At 46.1% G+C, this 18,136-nt stretch carries 14 protein-coding genes; 11 read left to right on the top strand and 3 right to left on the bottom strand.

Annotated elements, in window-relative coordinates; genetic code table 11:
* Positions 1-4 precede the first annotated feature (4 nt).
* Complete coding sequence (locus ICN43_RS09715; RefSeq protein WP_216199341.1) at positions 5-1,015, top strand: class 1 fructose-bisphosphatase; 1,011 nt, start codon at positions 5-7, stop codon at positions 1,013-1,015.
* Between the two features lie 67 nt (positions 1,016-1,082).
* Here the strand turns inward: ICN43_RS09715 and cphA (ICN43_RS09710) are convergent, their stop codons facing one another.
* The gene (gene cphA / locus ICN43_RS09710; protein ID WP_216199330.1) at positions 1,083-3,653 is read right to left on the bottom strand and encodes a cyanophycin synthetase; all 2,571 of its coding nucleotides are present in this window, start codon (positions 3,651-3,653) and stop codon (positions 1,083-1,085) included.
* Positions 3,654-5,846 carry a cyanophycin synthetase gene (cphA, locus tag ICN43_RS09705; RefSeq protein ID WP_216199328.1) on the bottom strand — a complete coding sequence of 731 codons (2,193 nt, stop codon included), beginning with the start codon at positions 5,844-5,846 and terminating at the stop codon, positions 3,654-3,656.
* Positions 5,847-6,056: 210 nt separating this feature from the next.
* On the opposite strand from cphA (ICN43_RS09705), the gene ICN43_RS09700 reads away from it, so the two are divergent.
* The 10 genes from ICN43_RS09700 to ICN43_RS09655 all read left to right on the top strand — a co-directional run bounded on the left by ICN43_RS09700 (position 6,057) and on the right by ICN43_RS09655 (position 16,325).
* Positions 6,057-8,399 (top strand): ABC transporter ATP-binding protein, encoded by a 2,343-nt coding sequence (locus ICN43_RS09700; protein WP_216199326.1) that lies wholly within the window; start codon positions 6,057-6,059, stop codon positions 8,397-8,399.
* Positions 8,396-8,872, top strand: a complete 477-nt coding sequence (locus ICN43_RS09695; RefSeq protein ID WP_216199324.1) for a DUF1854 domain-containing protein — start codon at positions 8,396-8,398, stop codon at positions 8,870-8,872. Before ICN43_RS09700 ends, ICN43_RS09695 begins: the two co-directional genes overlap by 4 nt.
* Before the next feature lie 167 nt (positions 8,873-9,039).
* Positions 9,040-10,038 (top strand): tripartite tricarboxylate transporter substrate binding protein, encoded by a 999-nt coding sequence (locus ICN43_RS09690; RefSeq protein ID WP_216200056.1) that lies wholly within the window; start codon positions 9,040-9,042, stop codon positions 10,036-10,038.
* Positions 10,039-10,124: 86 nt separating this feature from the next.
* Complete coding sequence (locus tag ICN43_RS09685) at positions 10,125-10,652, top strand: tripartite tricarboxylate transporter TctB family protein (RefSeq protein WP_216199322.1); 528 nt, start codon at positions 10,125-10,127, stop codon at positions 10,650-10,652.
* A 39-nt stretch (positions 10,653-10,691) separates the two neighbouring features.
* The gene (locus tag ICN43_RS09680; RefSeq protein WP_216199320.1) at positions 10,692-12,191 is read left to right on the top strand and encodes a tripartite tricarboxylate transporter permease; all 1,500 of its coding nucleotides are present in this window, start codon (positions 10,692-10,694) and stop codon (positions 12,189-12,191) included.
* Between the two features lie 83 nt (positions 12,192-12,274).
* Positions 12,275-12,646: a DUF2946 domain-containing protein gene (locus ICN43_RS09675; protein WP_216199318.1), complete on the top strand. Its 372-nt coding sequence runs from the start codon at positions 12,275-12,277 to the stop codon at positions 12,644-12,646.
* A 69-nt stretch (positions 12,647-12,715) separates the two neighbouring features.
* Positions 12,716-13,198, top strand: coding sequence for a copper uptake system-associated protein (locus ICN43_RS09670; protein WP_216199316.1), 483 nt, complete (start codon positions 12,716-12,718; stop codon positions 13,196-13,198).
* 14 nt (positions 13,199-13,212) lie between these two features.
* Positions 13,213-15,144: a TonB-dependent receptor gene (locus ICN43_RS09665; protein ID WP_216199314.1), complete on the top strand. Its 1,932-nt coding sequence runs from the start codon at positions 13,213-13,215 to the stop codon at positions 15,142-15,144.
* 270 nt (positions 15,145-15,414) lie between these two features.
* Entirely contained in the window at positions 15,415-15,729 is a 315-nt protein-coding gene (locus ICN43_RS09660; protein WP_216199312.1) for a hypothetical protein, read from the top strand.
* 107 nt (positions 15,730-15,836) lie between these two features.
* Positions 15,837-16,325: a copper chaperone PCu(A)C gene (locus ICN43_RS09655; RefSeq protein ID WP_216199310.1), complete on the top strand. Its 489-nt coding sequence runs from the start codon at positions 15,837-15,839 to the stop codon at positions 16,323-16,325.
* Between the two features lie 84 nt (positions 16,326-16,409).
* On the opposite strand, the gene ilvD is transcribed toward ICN43_RS09655, so the two are convergent.
* The gene (ilvD, locus tag ICN43_RS09650) at positions 16,410-18,098 is read right to left on the bottom strand and encodes a dihydroxy-acid dehydratase (RefSeq protein ID WP_216199308.1); all 1,689 of its coding nucleotides are present in this window, start codon (positions 18,096-18,098) and stop codon (positions 16,410-16,412) included.
* Positions 18,099-18,136 lie beyond the last annotated feature (38 nt).

The following is an 18,136-nucleotide window of genomic DNA, read 5'->3' as shown; positions in this document are numbered from 1 at the left end:
CCTTTTGACCGCTTCAAGTGCCTTCAATACTAATGTTAAGCAATACTTGTCATCCACCAAAGTGAAGGGTGGGGATATTCCTGCTGGTTTGCAAGAGCTGTTATTAGCAGTTGCAGATACCTGCTCGACTTTAAGTCATGAAGTTGCTCAAGGCGCCCTGATTGGCTTGTTGGGATCTGCTGGAACTGGTAACGTCCAGGGCGAAGTTCAGCAAAAGTTAGATGTGATTGCTAACGACCTATTAATTGATGGCGTGCAGGGATGCAAGTCTCTAGCGGGCTTAGCCTCAGAAGAAATGGAGTTGCCGCTCCCTGTTCAGGGAACGGGAGACTACTTGCTATTATTTGATCCATTGGATGGTTCATCCAATATTGATGTGAATGTATCTATTGGCACAATTTTTTCGGTTCTTAAGAAGCAAGATCCTAAAGCACCATTACAGACAACTGATTTCTTATTATCAGGCCGCCACCAGGTGGCTGCGGGTTATGTTGTCTACGGCCCGCAAACGACTATGGCATTAACGCTGGGCGATGGCGTAGTGATGTTCACGCTAAATAAGTTGACAGGGGAATTTGTCTTAATTAAGCATGCGGTAGAGATTTCACATTCCACCAAAGAGTTTGCTATCAATATGTCTAATATGCGTCACTGGGCTGAGCCTGTGCGTCGCTATGTAGATGAGTGCCTAGCTGGTGTGAGTGGCGAGCGCGATAAAGACTTCAATATGCGTTGGATTGCATCGATGGTTGCCGATGTTCACCGTGTCTTATCGCGTGGTGGTGTCTTTATGTATCCCTGGGATCAACGTGAGCCACATAAGCCAGGAAAGCTACGCCTGATGTATGAAGCAAACCCTATGAGTTTCTTGGTGGAGCAGGCTGGCGGCGTATCGACTAATGGGGACCAATTAATTATGGATATGGTTCCCACTGAGTTGCATGAGCGTGTCTCGGTGATGTTGGGATCCAAAGAAGAAGTCGAGCGATTACAGCATTACCATACTCAGCCCTAAGGCATTGATAGCAAAGCTAATAGCAAGAGTTTTTTTAGTTTAGGGAGTCTCCCAAAAAATCAGATGATTAAGGCTTAACCTGCTGTTTAAGGTAGGCCAGAGACTCTTCAACCTGATCAATCAGGATCAGGCAGATATCCCCAGCAGATAAATCATTGAGGGCAGTATCAATAGCGAGGAATTCGCCGGTGATCTCTTTGACCTGCTTTGCTTTCTTGGTACCCACTAAACCCTCTTGTAGAAGTTGAAGTACCTCCCCATCCTCGCGACCGCGTTGGCACTGATCTTGATAAAGGATCACATGATCAAAGCTATTGCCAAGAATGCGAGTGAGATCGCGAATATCTTCATCACGACGATCGCCGGCGCCGCTAATCACTACGTGGCTTCGCTTTGGCTTCATCGCCTCGATTGCGCTCGCTAAAGCACGCATTGCATCTGGGTTATGGCCATAGTCAGCAATGACGGTAGCGCCTTTGTGTTGGAATTGATTGAAGCGTCCTGGCACTGCATTAGCAGTGCTCTCAAAAGAGCGAAGGCCGCTGGCAATCTTTTCTCCGTCTAAGCCTAAAGCCCAAGCAGCACCAACTGAAGCCATCACGTTTTCAATTTGAAAGCCTAAAACACCATTTTGAGTGAGTGGTATCTCGCTCACAGGGAAGCGTAAGGATGTAGACTCTCCTTTGGAGCAAATAATATTGGCACCATCAAAATAGATCACTTTTTTATTTTTGGCACGATGGGCTGCAATGACAGGGTGGTGTTGATTTGGTGCAAAGAAAATGACGTCGCCAGCACAGACCTTCTCCATCTTGACCACCATGGGATCAGTGGCATTGAGGACTGCGGCCCCAGTTATCGCTACGTTTTGAACAACAACTCTCTTGAGTGTCGCCAACTCCTCAACACTATTGATGTAGTTGAGGCCGAGGTGATCGCCTTCGCCAATATTGGTAACGACAGCAACTTCACAGCGATCAAAGCCCAGACCTTCGCGTAGCATTCCGCCCCGAGCAGTTTCTAGAACAGCGGCATCGACATCTGGATGCATTAATACATTGCGAGCACTCTTGGGGCCGCTGCAATCACCCGAATCAATCAGGCGATGATTGATGTAAACACCATCTGTAGTGGTCATGCCCACGCGTAAGCCAGTCTCATTAAGTAAATGAGAAATGAGGCGAACAGTCGTAGTTTTACCATTGGTACCCGTTACAGCAACAACTGGAATGCGACCATCTTCCCCTGGTGGATACATCATATTAATAATGTCCTCACCAACGGGGCGGCTTTTTCCATAAGAGGGCTTGAGATGCATCCGCAGGCCTGGAGCAGCATTTACTTCAACGATACCCCCACCTTGAGCTTCTAAAGGCTTATAAATCGCCTCGCATAGAATATCAACACCAGCAATATCTAGCCCAATCATCTGTGCGGCAGCAATTGCACTAGCAGCAACGTCAGGATGAACGTCATCAGTTACATCAGTAGCAGTCCCGCCAGTGCTGAGGTTTGCATTATGGCGGAGTAGAACACGTTCACCAATTTTAGGAACATACTGTGGAGTGAGTTTATTGCTAGCTAAGTGCGCAAGAGCAATGTCATCAAATCGAATCTTTGTAAGTGCAGTTGCATGGCCATCACCACGCAATGGATTTTTGTTTTCTAGGTCTACCAGTTCAGCGATGTTATGTTTGCCATCGCCAACTATTTGAGCGGGTTCGCGACGTGCAGCAGCACAGAGACGATTGCCAACAACTAGTAAGCGATAGTCTGCGCCTGGTAGGTAGCGCTCAATAATAGTTTCTCGACCAAAGGCTTGCGTGACTACAAAACCAGCACGTACTTCTGCCTCTGTTCGGATATTCGCAACAACACCTTTGCCTTGATTGCCATCCTTTGGCTTAAGAACAATCGGACCGCCAATTCTTTGGGCCGCGCACCAAGCATCATCAGCAGTCCTCACTACTTCACCAACTGGAACAGATACACCTGCGGATGCTAGAAGGTTCTTCGTGAGCTCTTTATCTTGTGCAATCGCTTCGGCAATGGCGCTGGTATTGCTGGTTTCTGCAGCTTGAATACGCTTTTGCTTACTACCCCATCCGAACTGCACCATGCTGCCCTCAGTCATGCGGCGATAGGGGATATTTCTTTGGACCGCAGCATCAACGATAGATCCAGTGCTCGGCCCTAAGCGCACATCTTCATATAAGGCTTCTAACTCTGAGAGGGCGGCTGTTAGATCAAATGGCACATCACTAAGGGTTGCCTGGATCAGTCCAAAAGCAAAGTCAAAGGCCATTCGCCCCACAACCTCTTCTGTGTACTCCACCACGACTTGGTATACACCTGCATCAAGAGTTTCTACTGTACGGCTGAAGGTAACAGGGCAACCCGCCTGCGCCTGAAGACCTAAAGCGGCATATTCTAAAGCGTGTGCGAGGGAGAGACTCTCATTCGGTCCGCCGCGACGCATGCTGCCTAATTGAGGAAAGCGTTCTCGAATCTTGATTTCAAACTGTGGAATTGAATCGATTGAGCGCTCTGTTTCATCGCAAGAAACAATTGCCTCTAGGGTTGTGTGGCGGCCCCATAAATTTGGGCCGCGTAGCATGCGAATACGAGTAATTTCCAATTAAGTGCCTACTGGAGGATTGGAATTGGAGGCGAATGTTTCAACTCCAGCTTCGATAACGTTGAACGGAATATCCAAAGCCCAAGCAGCCCCAATTGCAGCTGCAAGACTTAAGTTTGGAGCCCAATCAAGAGCTGAATTCTGAACCAGGGGTGGAATGGGGATAAGCAATTTATCTGATTTGCCCTGTTTGAGGGTGATGACGGATGGGCCCACAATGATCGAGCGGCCATTTTGCTCTTGATGGGCAGCTATCACAGAAGAGCTTGGATCTTGGGAGAAATACATTACTTCACCCTTACTGAGCTCAGCCATTTTTATAATCATCGAATCATCTGCATTTAATACGCTGGTACCAGTCGGTAATACAACATCAACCTGTGTGCGAACCACGTTAAATAGCTGATCCTCATCGCAAATGTTATGTTCGGGAAAGAGTTTAAGTGGATCAATATTGAGAACGATGCCAACTTGGCATTGGTCATACCCAAGACCTTCTAGTAACAGGGATGAGTTGTCATTTTCAATGACAGCAACTTCAATGGCTCTATTTTGTAGGGTGCGTCGTGCATTTTCCCAATGGGAGCGCGAGGTTTGCTTGATGGTGCGGCTACCGAAGTAAAGGCCATGATTAGTAGAGAGTCCAACATGTGCATTTGTCAGTCTAATAAAATGCGCGACCATTTCAGCAACTAGGGTTCTTCCACAGTTTCCGCTGATGCCAACAATCGGAATTCTAAAATCGTAGCCTGGAGGAAACAAATGGTTTGCAATCTCTTCGCCTACCGGCTGGGGTTTCCCGCTAGCAGGTTTTAAGTGCATCAACAAGCCGGGGCCTGCATTCACTTCAACGATGGCAGCATTTTGTGACTCTAGCGGTTTACTAATATCCTGGGCGACGAGGTCAACACCAGCAATTTCTAATCCTACTACGCGTGCAGCTAGGGCAACTTGGTAGGCTACTTCAGGATGAACTAAATCTGTCACATCGAATGCCACATTACCGTTACTCTGAATCAGTACTTGTTGGTCGATGCTTGGGATACTGCTGCCCAATAATTTTTGACGGGCCAGTTCTAACTCAACGGCTGAATCAATACGAACTGGGTTGAGTGGATGCTCTTCAGTTGTACCTCGACGCGGATCGGAATTCAGCTGAATTTCAATGAGTTCAAGAACGGTATGCTTACCATCACCAGTGATCCAAACGGTTTCACCCTTGGCGGCTGCTACTACTTTATTGCCCACTACCAACAAGCGATGTTCGTCACCAATGATGTGGCGCTCAACCAAAACTTCGCTACCTTCCTCAATTGCGACGGCATAAGCCGCTTCAATTTCTTGTTGGGTGTAGAGGTTGATGAATACGCCGCGGCCATGATTGCCATCAATCGGTTTTACAACGACAGGTAAGCCAATATCTTGCGCAGCTTCCCAGGCATCATCTGGGCTCGTAACAGTTCTACCTTCAGGGGTTGGGACCCCTGCGCTTGCAAGTAAGCTCTTAGTGAGGTCCTTATCACGCGAGATGGTTTCTGCGATAGCGCTGGTTTGATCGGTTTCCGCTGTCCAGATACGTCGTTGTTTAGAGCCGTAACCCAGTTGCACTAAATTGCCACTAGATAGTCGTATGTGAGGAATTTCTCGAACTGTTGCAGCATGGACGATGCATGCAGTACTTGGTCCAAGGCAGAGATCATCACTGATATCACGAAGGGCTTCAACGATCTGCTCTCTCTGTGCAATCGCATCACCATTATCTTTAATTAAGGTGAGGAGAAGATCGCGTGCAAATTGAAAGGCTTGCAATGTCACAGCCTCTTCAGTGGCGCTCACAATGACTTTATAAACACCTCGGCGTCCACCATCGCGAGCTCGGCCAAAGCCGCCTGCAATACCAGCTAAGTTTTGCAATTCGATTGTGAGGTGTTCGAGAATATGTCCAGGCCAGGTACCCTCTTCAACGCGCTTTAAAAATCCACCAGGCTCTCCGTAGCTACAGCGATGCTCATGCAGGCTGGGAAGGCACTTGCTCAGACGATCATAAAAGCCTGGGATTAAGTCTGATGGATAGTCTTCTAGGTCGCCAATATCGATCAATACCTCAAGCGCTGGGTTGTAACTCCACATATTGGGGCCACGAAGATGTCTGTGGCTCAGAATTTCAATGGTTTTATCTAGTAATTGGGGCATATGTGGTGTGGGGAGTGCCGGCGCCGCTTAAAGAAGTGAGGGCGGGGACGTTTCGGACTGTCTCTCTAGTTCTAATAATTATTGAAAATCCACAAAATTAGCAAAAATGCATAAAAAAGCCTAGTTTTGTAATTTAACGGTTTTCAGCCCACTAAAGTTGACATAGTTAATAAATCTAAAGAATCTAGCTCCACTATACTTTTAGGACGAATGAAGCCAGATATTTCTCCATCCACACCCCTTTCACCAAGTCATTGGGCTAGCGTTTTAGAGGCTCCTCAATCCCCAGTAAAAGACCTGAGCTCAATACTGGCCTGGGTTGAGCTCGATCTTGATGGAGAAATGCGCTTTGAAAAAAGTCTGCTTTGCTTGATTCCTGCGGGACTTTTTTGGGCTGATGGCACCCACTCAGAATTCTGGCCCATTAGCTCTGGGGCGCATCTTTTGCATGGAGATCATGCTGGAGTTGGACACCTGAAGCTGGAGTCTGAGACCAGTCTCTTGCGCCTTTGGCATTTCACCTTGGCTGTTAATCCTCAGGTATTGCGCCTACAGAGCAGCTTTAGGCAGTTAATGCAGGGCGATCTAGCCACTCAAGAGCCCGAGGTTTCCGAATACGATAAGCAGGTGTGCCCAGTTTGTTTGAGCCCCAAGCCTGCTAATTCAGATGCTTGTCCGATATGCGATCCAGAGGAGGATGCACCTCCATCAACTTGGATCCTATTGAAGTTGTGGCGTTTTGCGCGCCCCTATAAGAAAGAGCTATTACTAGGATTTGTTCTGACTTTGCTCTCAACCGGTGCGACGCTCATTCCACCGTATTTGACCATGCCTTTAATGGATCACGTATTGATTCCCTATGAAAAGGGTAATCCAATTGATTTTGATTTAGCGACTAAATATTTGCTAGCTCTTTTAGCTGCCGCAATTGTTGCTTGGGGCCTCGGTTGGTGGAAAACCTATTCACTTGCATTAGTGAGTGAACGTATCGGCGCTGATCTACGTAATACGACTTTTGAGCATTTACTGAAGCTGTCTTTAGAGTACTTCGGCGGTAAAAGAACGGGTGACTTAATTGCGCGTATCGGAGCTGAGAGTGACCGAATTTGTGTATTTCTATCGCTCTACGCTTTAGACTTTGCGACCGATGTCATCATGATCACCATGACGGCAGCAATTTTGGTGTCAATTGATCCTTTGCTTGCCTTGGTCACTTTGGCGCCATTGCCATTTATCGTGTGGATGATTCATGTAGTTCGAGACAAGCTCCGCTTTGGTTTTGAAAAGATTGACCGTGTTTGGTCTGAAGTAACCAATATCTTGGCTGACACGATTCCGGGTATTCGGGTAGTCAAAGCATTTGCTCAGGAAGATCGCGAGCTGAAACGTTTTGTTGATTCCAATAAACACAACTTACAAATTAATGATCGCGTCAATCGTGTATGGGGATTATTTTCTCCAACAGTCACCCTCTTAACCGAGACGGGTCTCTTGGTGGTATGGGGTTTTGGTATTTGGCAGGTGGCACATCAAAAGGTGACTGTTGGCGTGCTCATCGCATTCCTTGCCTACATTGGACGGTTCTATATTCGACTTGATTCAATGAGTCGCATCGTTTCGCATACGCAAAAAGCCGCTGCTGGCGCTAAGCGTATTTTTGATATCTTGGATCATGTCTCCAGTGTTCCCGAGCCCATCAACCCGGCGCCTTTAGGTGATACTCGGGGCCGAATTTCTCTACGGGGCGTGGGTTTCCGCTATGGCAATCGTGCCGTCTCTAAAGGCATTGATCTGGATATTGCTCCTGGTGAGATGATTGGCCTAGTTGGACACAGTGGCTCTGGCAAGAGTACTCTCGTGAACTTGATTTGCCGTTTCTACGATGTGAGTGCTGGCTCTATTACATTGGATGGACGCGATATTCGTAGTATCCGAATTGCTGACTACCGTAAGCGCATTGGTTTAGTTCTTCAGGAGCCATTTTTATTTTTTGGAACAATAGCTGAAAATATTGCTTACGGAAAACCGGAGGCAACTCGTGAAGAAATTATTGAAGCTGCACGTGCTGCGCATGCTCATGAATTTATTCTTCGCCTCCCCCTTGGCTATGACTCATTAGTTGGTGAGCGTGGCCAATCTCTTTCGGGTGGTGAACGTCAGCGTATCTCTATTGCACGCGCATTATTGATTAACCCAAGTATTTTGATTTTGGATGAAGCTACATCATCTGTAGACACCACAACTGAAAAAGAAATTCAGCGTGCTTTGGATAACCTAGTTAAGGGACGCACAACGATCGCGATTGCCCATCGACTCTCCACTTTAAGAAAGGCAGATCGTTTGGTTGTGCTTGATAAAGGCGAGATTGTGGAGATTGGTTCCCATGACGAGCTCATGGATGCTCAGGGCGCATATTACGCGCTGTATCAAGCGCAACTTCGTCACGCAGCAGAATTGGTTGAAGGCGGCGCTATTGGCGAAAGCATTGATGAGGGCTTGCGTGAAAAAGAGGGCTTACAAATGATCGCCAAAGAAACTGGGGGCGGGGTATGAGCCATTATCACAAGCAGTCTGCGCTAGAGCGCGATGCTCTTGGTCGCCTAGTCTTCATAGATGAGGGCGGAACTCACCATGTTGGGGTCTATCCAGTCAGAGCCTTCCCGATCACCGAGCCTGGTGCTGGAATCTCCATCATGGACCAGTCGGGTAAGGAGTTGTGTTGGTTCGACAGTATTGCTGCCATTCCGGAAGGCGAGTTAGTCTTGATTGAAGAAGAGTTGGCTGCCCGTGAATTTATGCCCGTGATTGAGAAAATTACTAAGGTCTCTACTTTTGCTACCCCGAGCATTTGGGATATAGAGACCGACCGTGGCCCCACCAGAATTCGCCTAAAAGGGGAGGAGGATATTCGAAGAATTGCTGGCAATATCCTGCTTATTGCCGACTCCAATGGCCTCCAATTTTTGATCAAAGACTCCGCCCAGCTAGATAAAGTCAGCAAGAAGCTTTTAGATCGCTTCCGTTAGAAATTTTTCCTACAAAATACTTTCTAGGGTTACCCCTAATAAGCCATTTGGTATTTATTGATGGTAATCAAGTAATCGTGCTCTGATTTGGATAAAAATCCATGCACAACCAAGAGAAGCCAAAGTAATATTGGTATTGAACATTTATAGGAGGAGCGTTCATGAAGATGAAGTTAAAAGGGGCATTGATTTCCACCGCATTGGCCCTCGGTGCTGCCGGTGTTTCACCTGCTTTTGCTGCTTGGGAGCCAACTAAGCCAGTTGAGTTCATTATTCCTGCCGGTCCTGGCGGTGGTGCTGACCAAATGGCTCGTATGATCCAAGGCATCATCACAAAAAATAACCTTATGAAGCAGGCAGTCATTCCTGTTAATAAGGGTGCTGGTGCAGGAGCTGAAGGCTTCTTGGCAATGAAAGAAGCTAAGGGCGATCCTAATAAGATCGTGATTACGCTATCTAACTTGTTTACAACCCCATTGGCAACTGGTGTGCCATTCAACTGGAAAGACATTACTCCAGTAGCCATGTTGGCTCTTGATCAGTTTGTTTTGTGGACTAATACTGATAAGCCATACAAGACACCAAAAGAATATATCGATGCCGCTAAAGCAGCTGGCCCAGGTAAATTCAAAATGGGTGGTACTGGCTCTAAATCAGAAGACCAAATTATCACTGTTGCGCTTGAAAAAGCCACTGGCACCAAGTTTACTTACATCCCATTTAAAGGGGGAGGCGATGTAGCGGTGCAACTCGTTGGTAACCACGTGGATTCCACTGTGAATAATCCAATTGAGGCAGTTGCTCAGTGGCGCGCTGGTAAGTTACGTGCACAGTGCGTATTTGACGATACACGTATGCCTTACAAAGAAAAGATCACTCCAACACAATCTTGGAATGATGTTCCAACCTGTAAAGAAGTTGGCGTACCTACTGACTACGTCATGTTGCGCGGTATCTTCATGGCTCCTGGTGTGACTCAAGAACAGGTTGATTACTACATCAATGTGTTCAAAAAAGTACGCGAGACAGCAGAGTGGAAAAAGTTCATGGCTGATGGTGCATTCAATCAAACATTCATGACCGGTAAAGAATTTAATAACTGGTTGACATTGAATGAAGTGTTACATAAGCAATTAATGACTGAAGCTGGTTTCTTAGCTAAGTAATCCTAGTAAAACAAGATAGGACCCCTCATGCTGGGGTCCTATTTTTTGAGTAAATGTATCAATTAACTTTATAAAAAAATATAAAAATGTCTGAACATACAAATAATACAAATCAAGATTCAGCGATCAGCGTTAGAACCGTCGATATCATTACCGCTATCTTGTTCCTTGCGTTTGGCATCACAGTGATGATTGGAAGCCTTAAGCTTGGTGCCAGTTGGGGCGCTGATGGCCCGGAAGCAGGGTATTTCCCTTTCTACATTAGCTTAATTATTTTAATTTCAAGCTCAGTCACTCTTTTCCAGGCTGTCATTACCAATAAGAATAAGGAAACAGAGTCATTTGTTGATCGTGAGCCCTTAAAGCAGGTGATGGCCGTGTTGATACCGGCGATTATTTTTGTGCTGGGCGTGCAATTAATTGGTATTTATGTCGCTTCAGCTCTCTACATTGCTATCTTTATGGTGTGGTTAGGAAAGTATGCCGTTTGGAAAGCCATTGCGGTATCAGTTGGGGTGACCATAGCGCTTTACCTCATGTTCGAGTTCTGGTTCCAAGTTCCATTGCCGCATGGCTCATGGTTTAATCCGCTCGAGTTTGTTGGTGTGATCTAAAAAATACAATTAAAAAAATTAGAATAAAAGGAGTACAAGTTGGAAGAAATTAACGCTCTATTCAGCGGCTTTGCCGTTGCAATGACACCCTTTAACTTATTGTTAATGTTGGTTGGTGTCACACTTGGCGTGATCATTGGTGTATTGCCAGGACTTGGTGGTGCAAATGGTATTGCGATTCTGTTGCCATTGACTTTCACAATGCCTCCAACATCAGCCATCATCATGCTCTCTTGCATTTATTGGGGTGCATTATTTGGTGGAGCGATTACATCCATTCTCTTTAATATTCCAGGTGAGCCGTGGTCGGTTGCAACAACCTTTGATGGCTATCCAATGGCGCGGAATGGCAAAGCAGGTGAGGCTTTAACTGCAGCATTTACCTCCTCATTTATCGGTGCGTTCTTTGCAATCGTGATGATTACCTTCTTGGCTCCACTGGTTGCTAAGTTTGCCTTGCAATTTGGCCCACCCGAATTCTTCTCGGTTTACTTACTCACCTTCTGTAGTTTTGTGGGTATGAATAAGGGGTCGCCGTTTAAAACTATTTCTGCCATGATGCTCGGGTTTGCCTTGGCAACAGTAGGCATGGATACTGTTACAGGTCAATTGCGCCTCACTTTTGGTAATCCAGAGTTGATGCGTGGCTTTGACTTCTTGATTGCTGTGATCGGTTTATTTGGTATTGGTGAGATCCTGCTATCAATGGAAGAGGGCCTTGCGTTTAAAGGTGCGGCCGCCAAGATTCGCGCTAAGGTAGTTTGGGAAACTTGGAAGCAATTGCCTAAGTACTGGGCTACTTCATTACGTAGCTGCTTGATCGGTTGCTGGATGGGTATTACTCCAGGCGGAGCTACTCCAGCTTCCTTTATGGCGTATGGTGTTGCTAAGCGGGTATCCAAAGAAGGCGATAAGTTTGGTACTGGAAAAATGGAAGGTATTGTTGCTCCAGAAACAGCGGCTCACGCTGCTGGTACTGCGGCGCTTCTGCCAATGCTGTCCCTCGGTATCCCAGGTTCACCAACAGCAGCGGTATTGCTCGGTGGCTTGTTGATCTGGGGCTTACAACCTGGCCCATTACTCTTCGTAGAGAAGCCAGACTTTGTTTGGGGCTTGATTGCTAGTATGTACTTGGGTAACTTGGCAGGCTTGTTTGTTGTATTAACTTGCGTACCACTGTTTGCTTCTATCTTGAGAATTCCTTTCTCAATCATTGCGCCAGTCATTATTGTGATTTGTGCGGTAGGTGCTTATACCGTCCACAATGCGATGTTCGACGTTTGGTTGATGGTAGGTTTCGGTGTTCTAGGCTATCTCTTCAAAAAACTCGATTACCCAATGGCACCAATGGTCTTGGCTTTGGTATTGGGCGACCGTGCAGAAGATTCCTTCCGCCAGTCCATGTTGTTCTCACAGGGAAGCTTAGATATTTTCTTCTCTAACTACTTGGTAGGCGGCATTACAGCGTTTGCATTGTTATTGCTGTTCTGGCCATTGATTAGCAAGTTCATTGGCAAGAAAAAGGCTGTTGCAGCTTAAGCTAAACAGCCAAATCAGCAAAGGAAAGGGGGCGCAAGCCCCTTTTTCTATTCCTGCGAAAAATCCGATAAAATCAATCCATCATGAATTTCCGCAAAAACCGCCTCATTCACTGGATTGCCGCCCTTGCAATCGCAATGAGTGCGCTTGCGCCAGCAGTCTCTCAAGCAGTATCGCTAGCGAAGCATGGTCAAGGTTTTGCTATGGAGATTTGTGCGGCAGATGGGACGAAGTCGCAGATTAATGTGCAAAGTGAAGATCAAGCAGATCTCGCAGAAGTGCAGCCTTGCCCGTATTGCATTGCTCATACAGTCATCACGCCGGCATTCAATACCAATCTCACTTTCCAGGCGCCGCAAACACTTGCTTTGCTGCCACAGCTTTTCTATCAATCACCCAAGCCACTCGCTGTTTGGGTAACACCTCCTTCAGCAGCACCTCCTAAACAAGCCTAAATCTTTTTAGGGCATAGCCTTGCTATGTAGTTGGCAACCAAGTTGCCGTGATGTTGTGTGGAGAAGTATATGTTTTCTATTCAAATGAATTGGCCTTCTTTAAGGCAGATTTCATTATTCATATTTACGGCTATTTGCGTAGCTTCTAATGCTATTGCTCATCCACAGACTGAGGCAGAGTCTCAGGAGAGGATCAAAGCGTTGATTTCAAAGACGTTTGATCAGCCCAATCTGAAGGTGCAAACCAACCCGATCGTCATTGAGGGGAAAGTTGCCATTGCGGATTGGACTCAGGGTCAAAAAGGTGGCCGGGCGCTTCTCAGAAGAAAGCATGCTGATTGGGAAATCATTGCTTGTGGTGGCGCTGGATTTAAAGATCCTAGTGCTATTGCAGCGGCCGGCATTTCCAAAGGGATTGCCAGTAACATCACAGCAAAGCTGAAGACCGCAGAATCATCGCTACCCCCACAAAAAATTAAACAACTGGATTCATTTGATGGTGTCGTGACTATGGGTCAAGGCATGCAGCATGGATCTGATTCAAAACATTAACTCGAGGTTAAGAAATGAAACTATATAAAACAAAATTAGCACTTGCCGCTTCACTCATCGTGGCTGGCAATGTTTATGCGCAAAGCTTGCCAAATGTAATCGTTACAGCTAAGCCAGACGTAGCAGAGATTGAGATCGACCGATTTTCGAGCACCTCTGCTGTGATTACCGACGAAACGATTCGCGACTTGCATGCTGCAGATTTATCTTCAGCTTTGCGTAACACGCCAGGAACTCAAATTACTCGTTACAACCCGGTAGGATCTTTTGGCGGTGATCAGGGGGGGTCAGTATTTATTCGCGGCATGGGTTTGAGTCGCCCAGGTAGCGAGATTAAGACTTACATTGATAACGTACCAATGTATATGCCAGTTTGGGGGCATGCACTATTGGATTTGTTGCCAGTTAATGGCATGAAAGATATCACCATTTACAAGAGCCCGCAGCCTCAAATTAATGGAAATAACTTTGCTTCTATTAACCTAAATACAAAGACTGCTGGACCGAGCAACGGCGTATCCGGTAATGCACGAGTTTCCTATGGCTCTTACAACACAGTCATTGAGCAGGTGGATTTGGCCGGTCGCAGTAATGACGTTGATTTCTCACTTGCACAAGGATTTTCTAAATCCAATGGCGCAAGGGCAAATGGTAGTGGGCAGTTGGCCAACATTATGGGCTCCGCTGGATTTAAGATCGATCAAAACTGGAAGGTCGGCATCAGCGGAATGGCTATCAACAACACCGCTAAGGATCCTGGAAATAATACTCTAGCTGCCCCAGCCATTGCGCCGACATATGATAGTGGCGCCCAAATGGTGACGGCTTTTGCAAAACACAATTACGATGCAGTTGAAGGTGAGTTTCGTATTTATTCAAACACTGGAAATGGAAATTTGAATAATGATATGCAAACAGGCGGTTGGGGTAATAGTTACAACAATTTCTCAATGCAGGGCTTGCGCTGGAAGGAGTCAATTACAACTTGGCAAGGAGGAAATTTATTACTTGGTCTCGACTATGATTCCTCGTCAGGTAGCGTAACTAGTACGCCATTGGCTTGGGGCGGTGGTCTGGGTACAACTACCAAAACAACTTTGCCGACATATAAATTAACTTCCCCATATATGGGCTTAAGTCAAAATATTATGCTTAACGAAAAGTGGTCATTAATTCCGTCTGCAGGTGTGCGTAACTACCAAAACAATCAATACGCTTCAAAAACTGCTCCTTATGGAGGAATTTCTCTAGTTTCTGATGTCGCTACAATTTTCTTTAACGCCTCACAGGGTATTAACTATCCCGGGATGGAAGGCCCAGCATTACAAGCATCTATGGCTGCAAACTTTAACCAGTCCTGGAAAAGTTTATCCGCCGAAGAAATGAGTCATATGGAAGTTGGTGGGAAATTCATGATCGATAAGAAAACTAGGGTTGATACAAGCCTCTTCCAAGACACGGTTAAAAATCGGTATACCTTTACTGAAAATTGGCCAAATGCCTCTTGGGTTAGTTATGGCCAATACACCATGCAGGGTGTTGAGCTCTCAGCCCAAAGAGAAATCATTCCAGAGTTGACTATCTTCGGCGGATGGACATATTTAAATAACAACAGCGTTATGAATTTGCCGTATGTACCGCAAAATGCATTCAATGCCGCAGTTACTGGTTATCTTGGGCAATTCCGGTTGTCTGTTGATGCGCAGTATCAATCTTCCTTTTATTCGCAGAGTTTAAGCAGAAATACTGGATCAACTAACACAACTCAGGTTAATGGTTTCACCGTTGCAAACGCCCGCGTGTCATACCCAATCCCAGAGCTAGGTAAAAAGGGTGAAGTCTTTGTAATGGTTGAAAACATCTTTAACCAACAGTACAGCTATCGCCAAGGATACCCAATGCCAGGCACATGGGGTTCGATTGGATTGTCTGCAAGCTTTAACTAATTTAGTGATTTTGTGGTGGCGAGATTATTTGATTTAGATCAAGCTGCCACTTATATTTATTGGCAAAATTAGCCGTTGAATTTAAATAGGAATGTGAAATGTTTATTAAGACTTTGAAATCAGCAGCCTTCTTTCAGAGCAGGCCAAATCCTTGCGACCTGTCTATGCCATGATTGATGAGAGGCTCGACACTCTGAGATCTGAGCTGGCTGGAAAAAGAGATATCTTTGTGCGTGGCAGTGCCAATAGCTATTACGATAGACTTGCAGCATGAGTAAGTGGCTAAGGAAACTGCCCGGGTATCAAACCTATGAACCAGGTTTGGAGCGTAAGGTATTGCATCAGCTGCCCCAATTTACTGTCATGGGTAGCCTGGCAATAGCGCTGCCTAGTTTGCTGGCTAGATTGCTGATGTCGCCCAAAACAGAGAGGATCATTGACATACTGGTGATCAGTACAGAAATATTCTTTTTGGGTATGGTTTTGACCTTGGCTATAGCCGCTTTTATTGTGATGCTTTCAAAAGGGCCTGCTTATGTCGCAGATGCATATCCATTAATAGATTCTGACAGACCTAAAAAATAGTATGTCCTTGGGTGATGAGTTGCGATAAAGTTAATGGATAAGAATTAAATTTGAAAGAGAGCTCGAGAAATATCTCGAGATTTAAGAATAACTAGGAGGGTGTACAAATGAAACGCAATACATTATTAAATGCTTTATTGCTTGCTGCCGTGGGTTTTGGTTTGACAGCTACCGCACAAGCGCAAAACGCAAAAGTTGGTAGCGTGCAAATTGAAAATGCTTATACCCGCGCTACAGTCCCAGGGCAGCAGGTAGCTGGTGGTTTTATGAAGATTGAAAATAAAGGCGCTGCTGATCAACTCATTTCTGCAAGCTCTCCAGCTTCAGGTGAAGTGCAGTTACACGAAATGGCGATGGAAGGCAATGTTATGAAAATGCGCCAAGTGAAGGATATTCCAGTACCAGCAGGTGGCGCAGTCGAATTAAAGCCGGGTGGTTTACATTTAATGTTCATGAATATTAAAGCGCCATTGGCAGCTGGTGAGACTGTTCCGGTAAAGTTGAAGTTTGCTAAAGCAGGCGAAGTAGAGGTGAAGATGCCAGTCAATGCCATTGGTAATCCTGGAGCTGGTCATGGTGGGGCAATGAAGCACTAAGTACCAACTTTATTTACTTTTAGCTCCCGTATTAAAAAAGCCCCTGGTTTTACTTAGGGGCTTTTGCTTTGATGGCTTACTGCTTTAATCTAAGTTCAGATCTGTTACCGCACCTTTACTTGCAGTACTTGCTAAGCGAGCATATTTAGCAAGTAAACCACGGGTATAGCGTGGCTTAGGTTGCACCCAAACAGCACGACGCTTTGCAATCTCTTCATCGCTCACATTGAGTTGAATGAGGAGCTTATGGGCATCGATTGTGACGGAGTCGCCCTCATGAATTAGGGCGATGATTCCACCCACAAATGCCTCAGGTGCAACGTGACCGACAACCATTCCCCAAGTACCTCCAGAGAAGCGGCCATCAGTGATGAGGCCTACTGTCTCACCTAAACCTTGACCAACCAGGGCAGAGGTAGGAGCAAGCATCTCGCGCATACCAGGACCGCCTTTAGGGCCTTCATAGCGAATGATCACAACGTCACCATCCTTGATTTTTTGCGCCATGATGGCGGCCATTGCGTCATCTTCAGAATCAAATACTCGAGCAGGACCGGTAATGGATGGGTTCTTGAGACCAGTAATCTTGGCAACGCAACCCTCAGGCGAGATATTGCCTTTCAGAATAGCTAGGTGACCTTGCTTGTAAAGAGGGTTGTCTAAAGTGCGAATCACTTTTTGATCAGCGCGTGGCACGGATGGAACATCTTTTAATGTTTCTGCAATGGTTTTACCAGTGATAGTCATGCAGTCACCATGTAGGAGTCCACCATCTAACAGGATCTTCATCACTTGCGGAATGCCACCAGCTTGATGAAGGTCGGTTGCTAAATATTGACCGGAGGGCTTCATATCTACGATCACGGGAACGCGCTTACGAATGCGCTCAAAGTCATCAATCGTCCAATCGATTTCAGCGGCGCTAGTGATTGCCAGAAAATGCAGAACCGCATTAGTCGAGCCACCAACTGCCATGATGACGCTCACTGCGTTCTCAATAGATTTCTTGGTAATGATGTCGCGTGGACGTAAATTATTCTTTATTGCCTCGACCAATACAATGGCTGACTCATGAGCGCTAGTGACTTTTTCGGCATCTACGTTTGCCATGGTAGATGAGTAAGGCAAACTCATACCCAGGGCTTCGAATGAGGAGCTCATGGTGTTGGCGGTATACATCCCTCCGCAGGAGCCGCTTCCAGGGCAAGCATTTTGCTCTACACCCTTAAGATCTTCTTCGCTGAGACGGCCTGAGGTAAATTCACCAACAGCTTCAAATGCAGAAACAATATTAAGCTCTTTACCTTTGAAATGACCGGGCTTAATTGTTCCGCCATAAACATAAATTGCTGGAACGTTAGTGCGCGCAATCGCCATCATTCCACCTGGCATGTTTTTATCGCAGCCACCAATGACTAGAACGCCATCCTGCCATAAGCCATTTACGCAAACTTCAATGCTATCGGCAATCACTTCACGCGATACGAGAGAATATTTCATACCCTCAGTACCCATGCCGATACCATCAGAGACGGTAGGGGTGCCAAACATTTGCGCTTTTGCACCAGCCTCTTCAAGTGCGGTTACTGCCGCATCTGCTAGTTTTTGCAAGCCACTATTACAAGGTGTAATTGTGGAGTGGCCATTTGCTACGCCAACCATTGGCTTAACAAAATCCTTTTCTTCGTAGCCCATCGCGTAATACATTGAGCGATTGGGTGCGCGAGCAACCCCTTCGGTTACATTGCGAGAGCGTTCATTGAGGCGTTTCATGCTGATATTGACTCCAGAAAAGAATTTGTCGAAAAGCT

The organism is Polynucleobacter sp. UK-Mo-2m-Kol15 (assembly GCF_018881505.1).
Taxonomy (GTDB): domain Bacteria; phylum Pseudomonadota; class Gammaproteobacteria; order Burkholderiales; family Burkholderiaceae; genus Polynucleobacter.
The sequence above is the reverse complement of the archived record's forward strand: the minus strand, read 5'-3'. Positions and strand labels throughout refer to the sequence as shown.